General features: G+C 52.7%; 4 protein-coding genes and 1 pseudogene. 4 read left to right on the top strand and 1 reads right to left on the bottom strand.

The annotated features are described in order from the left end of the window. A partial coding sequence (locus PGS25_RS15265; RefSeq protein ID WP_270419383.1) for an LPD28 domain-containing protein occupies positions 1–2,984 on the top strand: 2,984 nt, incomplete at its 5' end. Position 2,985: 1 nt separating this feature from the next. Next, positions 2,986–3,201 (top strand): transposon-transfer assisting family protein, encoded by a 216-nt coding sequence (locus tag PGS25_RS15270; protein WP_003526257.1) that lies wholly within the window; start codon positions 2,986–2,988, stop codon positions 3,199–3,201. Between the two features lie 96 nt (positions 3,202–3,297). On the opposite strand, the gene PGS25_RS15275 is transcribed toward PGS25_RS15270, so the two are convergent. Continuing rightward, on the bottom strand, positions 3,298–4,065 hold the full coding sequence (locus PGS25_RS15275) for a hypothetical protein (protein WP_118615426.1): 768 nt from the start codon (positions 4,063–4,065) through the stop codon (positions 3,298–3,300). Here PGS25_RS15275 and PGS25_RS15280 point away from each other — a divergent pair. Both PGS25_RS15280 and PGS25_RS15285 read left to right on the top strand, forming a co-directional pair. Next, positions 4,013–4,408: a TnpV protein gene (locus PGS25_RS15280; protein ID WP_442865324.1), complete on the top strand. Its 396-nt coding sequence runs from the start codon at positions 4,013–4,015 to the stop codon at positions 4,406–4,408. The genes PGS25_RS15275 and PGS25_RS15280 overlap by 53 nt on opposite strands. A gap of 152 nt (positions 4,409–4,560) precedes the next feature. Further along, positions 4,561–5,882, top strand: a pseudogene (locus PGS25_RS15285) (SNF2-related protein); the annotation flags it as partial.

The following is a 5,882-nucleotide window of genomic DNA, read 5'->3' on the forward strand; positions in this document are numbered from 1 at the left end:
AAGAACCGCACCCCCGTTTTGTGGAAGCAATCCAGAAAAAAACCTATGTAGAGTACCTGTTGGACCTTTTTCTTTATGAAAGTGAAGAAGAACAAAAGGCATGGATTGCAGAACACACAGCAGAAATCACACACTTGGAAAGGAGATTGAAAATCATGGCTGAGAACAAACCCACCAACCGAGAGCGGCTAAGGGAAATCACAGATGGCATCGAGCAGGGGATCAAAGAACTGTTTGAGAGTGAAAAGTATATGCGCTATCTGTCCGTCATGTCCCGCTTCCACCGCTATTCGGTAAACAACACCATGCTCATCTATATGCAGAAGCCGGACGCTACATTGGTAGCCGGATACAATAAGTGGAAAGACCAGTTTGAGCGTCATGTAAAAAAGGGCGAGCATGGCATTACCATCATCGCCCCCACACCGTATAAGAAGAAAATCGAGGAGCAGAAGCTGGACCCGGATACCAAGGCTCCGATTCTGGATAAAGACGGAAAGATCGTCACAGAGGAAAAAGAAATCGAAATCCCCATGTTTCGTCCGGTCAAGGTCTTTGATGTGAGCCAGACCGACGGGAAACCTTTGCCGGAGCTTGCTTCCTCCCTTTCCGGCAATGTGCCAAATTATGAGGCATTCATGGAGGCCCTGCGCCGCAGCGCACCGGTGCCGATTACTTTTGAAGCAATGGCCGCCGATACGGACGGCTATTTTTCTGCCGATCATCAGAAAATTGCCATTCGCCAGGGCATGAGCGAGGTGCAGACGGTTTCGGCCACAGTACACGAGATTGCCCACAGCAAGCTCCACAATCAGAAAAAGATTCAGATTGCCAATGACGAGCAATATCAGGAAATCGAGCTGTTTGATAAACCCGGTCTGTTCTCCAATGGGCGGATTGTCCGTGATAATCTGCCGGAGGGCGTTTATTGCTATGACCTGCGCGGTTCTGACTACGACCCCGGAGAGCCGGTCTGTGTAGAAGAACAAGTGGTTGTAAACCATGCAGGTTCCGTTCTGCTGACAGAGCCGCTGGAGCTGGCGGAAGATGGACGCCTGATGCTGACCGAGGAAGAAGGGCTGAATTTTGTTGGCGGCTTTTCTACCCTCACCCAGTTTTTGCAAGAACAGAGGAAAGACCGCCACACGGAGGAAGTGGAGGCTGAAAGCATCTCCTATGCGGTCTGCAAGTATTTTGGCATCGAGACCGGAGAAAACAGCTTCGGCTATATTGCAAGCTGGAGCCAGGGCAAAGAGCTGAAAGAGCTGAGAGCCAGTTTGGAGACCATCAACAAGACCTCCGGCACTTTGATCTCCGACATTGAGCGCCACTATAAGGAAATCTGCAAAGAGCGTGGAATTGACCCTCATGCAAAGGTAGAGCCGGAAACCGCCCTGATAGAGCAGCCAGAAGATGCCGCTAAGGTATCTGATAGACAGCAGACCGGCGATCTGACCTACTATGTAGCAGAGTGCATGGAATTTCCAAACCTCGGAGAATACCACGATAACCTGTCTTTGGAGGAAGCAATCCGCATTTATCAGGAGATTCCGGCAGAACGAATGAACGGGATCAAGGGCATTGGTTTTGAGCTGAAAGATGGAAGCGACTATGAAGGACCGTTTCCGATTTTGACCGGGCAGACCATTGACCTGGACACTATTCAGGGAATCGACTATTACCGTGATAATCCGCTGGTACAGAAAGCGGTAACGGAACTGGCTGCGGCCATGCCGGAAATGGAGGTACTGGGGGCGGATGCCAACCAGCAGGAGGCTTTGTTTCTGATCAACGATACTACCTATCTTCATATCCAACCCTGTGACAGCGGATGGGACTACACTCTTTACGATGCTGCGTCCATGAAAGAGCTGGATGGTGGTCAGCTGGATATGCCGGAGCTTTCCTGCATGAAGGCAGTTCTCCAGATTTGTGATGACAACAATCTGGACAGCACTTCGCTCAGACACGCTCCTATGTCCATGATTGAGACCTTGCAGGAAGCGGCCTATCAGCAAATGCAGGCAGAGACCAGTCAGATGACTGCTTCTTCCCAGCTGCCGGAAGCGCAGGAGCAGGCACTGGATGAATACCCCATGCCGGATGAGCAGGTATCCACACCGGATATGCAGGAATATGGCTACTCCTATGACGGGATGCTCCCTGTTACCAGAGAACGGGCGCTGGAACTGGATGCCGCCGGTTTGACTGTCTATGTGCTGCATGAGGACAATACGGAGAGCATGGTGTTTGACCCGCAGGAAAGCATGGATCATGGCGGTCTTTTCGGTGTAGACCGTGAGGAATGGGAGAAAAGCCCTCAGTTCCACGAAAAGGTCATGGAGCGCCAGGAACATCAGCAGGAACGGGAACAGGCATTTCTCTCTCAGAACAGAGATTGCTTTGCCATCTATCAGGTGAGTCGTGACGATCCGCAGAATGTGCGCTTTATGAATCTGGATTGGTTAAAGTCCCATGACATTTCCATAGACCGCAGCAATTATGACCTCATTTACACAGCTCCTCTGAGGGAGTCTGGCACTGTGCCGGAGCAGCTGGAAAAACTCTATCAGCAATTCAATCTGGAAAAGCCCGTGGACTTTCACAGTCCCTCCATGAGCGTCAGCGACATCGTTGCAATCAGGCAGGACGGTAAGGTATCCTGTCATTACTGTGACAGCGTTGGTTTTACCCAGATCCCCGGATTCCTGCCAGAAAACCCGCTGAAAAATGCGGAAATGGCCCTGGAGGACGATTACGGCATGATTGACGGTATCATCAACAATGGCGCAAAAGAACCCACGGTGGCAGAGCTGGAACAGCAGGCCCAAAGCGGTCAGCCCATTTCCCTGATGGAGTTGGCAGCCGCCACCCATCGGGAGGAACGGGAAAAGAAAAAGTCCGTCATGGAGCAGCTGAAAGGCCAGCCCAAGACAGAACACAAAAAGACAGCACCCAAAAAGAGTGCGGAAAGGGAGATTTGATATGGGAAACTTTACTTTTGAGGAAATGAACCTGATGTGCATTTACAATACCGGCAGCCGCACCGGATTGATCGACAGCCTGCGTGAGATGCGCGGCGAGCTTTCGCCGGAGGAAACGGAACTGAGGGAATTGACCGACAGCGCCCTTACGAAGCTCTGTGCGATGACCGATGAGAAGTTTGCCGAACTGGAGCTGTACCCGGATTTTGACCAGTAAACACCATAACCGCAGGGATGGGGTGGCAAATTGCCACCCCGCCTTTTTACCCCAAAACTGAAAGGAGGACAGAACACCATGCCAACCAAAGCTGAACTATATGCACAGATGGCGGACAAGGTGGCAACACAGCTCACGGGGAGCTGGCAGGAATGGGCAGGGTTTCTCACCACTGCTTCCCGTCTTTACAAGTACCCGTTCCATGAGCAGCTGATGATCTACGCCCAGCGCCCGGACGCTACCGCCTGTGCGGAGTACGATTTGTGGAATGAAAAGATGGGCCGGTATGTAAGACGCGGCTCCAAGGGGATCGCTCTGGTGGACGATTCCGGGGACAGGCCCCGCCTGCGCTATGTTTTTGATATTTCCGATACCGGAACCCGTGAACATTCCCGAACTCCCTGGCTGTGGCAGTTGGAGGAGCGCCATCTGGATTCCGTGCAGGCCATGCTGGAGCGCACCTATGATGTTTCCGGTGATGATCTTGCCGGACAGCTCACGGAGGTAGCCGGAAAACTGGCCGAGGAATACTGGACGGAGCATCAGCAGGACTTCTTCTATATCGTTGACGGTTCCTTTTTGGAGGAATATGATGAGTATAACATCGGAGTGCAGTTCAAGGCAGCCGCCACCGTCAGCATCACTTACGCTTTGATGTCCCGCTGTGGACTGGAGCCGGAACGCTACTTCGACCACGAAGATTTCATGGCGATCTTTGATTTCAACACCCCGTCCACCATCGGGGCGCTGGGAACAGCGGTCAGCCAGATCAACCAGCAGGTGCTGCGGCAGATCGGCGTTACCGTCCGAAATGCAGAGCGCGAAGCCAACCAAGAAAGGAGCAAGCAAGATGAACAATCCCATGACCTACATCCAGAACGGAGACTATCAGATTCCCGACCTGAAGCTGAGCCAGCAGCCGGAGAAACCCCTGGGCAAGTACGGCAGGATGAGGAAAACCTACCTGAAAGAACACCGTCCCATCCTCTACAACCAGATGTTGCTGAGCGAGAAGCTGTACCCGCACCTCATCGAGATCGACGAGACCGCCCAGAGCAGACTGGAACAGATGATGCCCCAGCTGGCGAAGGAAGCGGGAGCCACCGAGGAACTGAAAGCCAGCGATCCCATGAAGTGGGTGGGCCTGATGAACACCTGCAAAGCCCAGGCAGAGGAGATCCTGATGGCGGAGCTTATCAACAGCTGACCCTAAACCTGTTCCTCTCCGAAGCGGAGCAGATCCAATCCATAGATGAAGCAGAGAATGTAGCGCATACATCCTCTGCTTTTTCTTTTGCCCAAAATGATATTGACCATGTGCTGCGTTTGGGAGGCAATACAGATCGTCAGAGGGAGCGTGTGGTTGCAGCATTTGAAAAGCTGAAAACCACCGCTGAGATTGCCGAGATACTGAAAACGCTGTACCACGGCGGCAATGGCCTTGGCAGCGTGAGCGCATGGTATGCCGAGGATGGTATCCATCTTTCCCACGGGAAGTCTGTCCGTTATGACAGGTCTGCCCAGGTCATTTCCTGGGAGAGTGCCGCAGAGCGCATCGGGGAACTTTTGGAAAGTGGCCAGTTTGCCTCCAATGTGGAGCTTGCAGAAGCGGCAGGCTATGAACGCTCCCTCCTTGCAGAAAAACTTTGGCATCTGTACCACGATTTCAGCGATAAAGCCAGAGATTCCGGGTATCTGTCCTGTCTGTCCGGTATTCAGAGAACCGGGTTCCCGGAAGAAACTGCATGGCTTGCCGAGCAGCTGAGTGACCCGGCTTTCCGCCAAACCCTAAAGGAAGAATACGCTGCCTTCTGGACTGACTATCAGCAGGACCGTGACCTGTTGCGCTTTCATTACCATAGGCCAAGGGAAATCTGGGAGAACCTGAAGGACCTTGACCTGCCCCGCAGGACCTTTTCTTCGGACCTTTCCCAAGTGCCAACCGTCCAGCATTTCATTACCGAGGATGAGATCGACGCCGCCATGACCGGCGGCAGCAGTTTTGCCGGAGGAAAAGGCCGTATCTATGCGTTCTTCATGGAAAACCATACGGATAAGGAAAAAGTGAGATTCCTTAAAGACGAGTATGGCATTGGCGGACGCTCTCATGCCCTGTCCGGCGCAACACACAGCGGCGAAGATCACGATGGGAAAGGACTGCACTATAAAAAGCAGGACTGCCCGGATGTTCACTTGAACTGGGAAAAGGTTGCCAAGCGCATTACCTCACTTGTCCAGAAAGACCGCTATCTTACCGAACAGGAACAGGCGCAGTATGACAAGATCCAGTCTGAAAAGGAACTGGCCGAAGAAGATGCCATTCAAACACAGCAGCCGGAGGTGGAGAAAGAAACGCCAAAGCCTATCCTTCGGGAGCAGTTTGAGCAGTATAAGCCTGTGGTGACTGCCGCTATTTCCGAGGATGCCGCATACCGCAATGCCTGCGGGCATTCTGACCGTGAAAATGCTGTCATCGAGGGCAATGCCGCTGTGCGCCGTGCGATTCTTGGCTCTAAGGATATGGAGCTGATCCGCCTTTATTCGGATGTGCCGGAGTTCCGCCAGCGTTTGCACCGGGAAGTGATCGACGAAACCTATCCAAAGCTCCATGAGCGTCTGCGCCCTCTTTCTCAGGAGGATATTGACAAAGCTCTCTGTGTTTGGAACGGCAATATCGAGAG

It is taken from the genome of Butyricicoccus sp. AM78-15b2TA (assembly GCF_027665985.1).
Lineage (GTDB): Bacteria > Bacillota > Clostridia > Oscillospirales > Butyricicoccaceae > Agathobaculum > Agathobaculum butyriciproducens.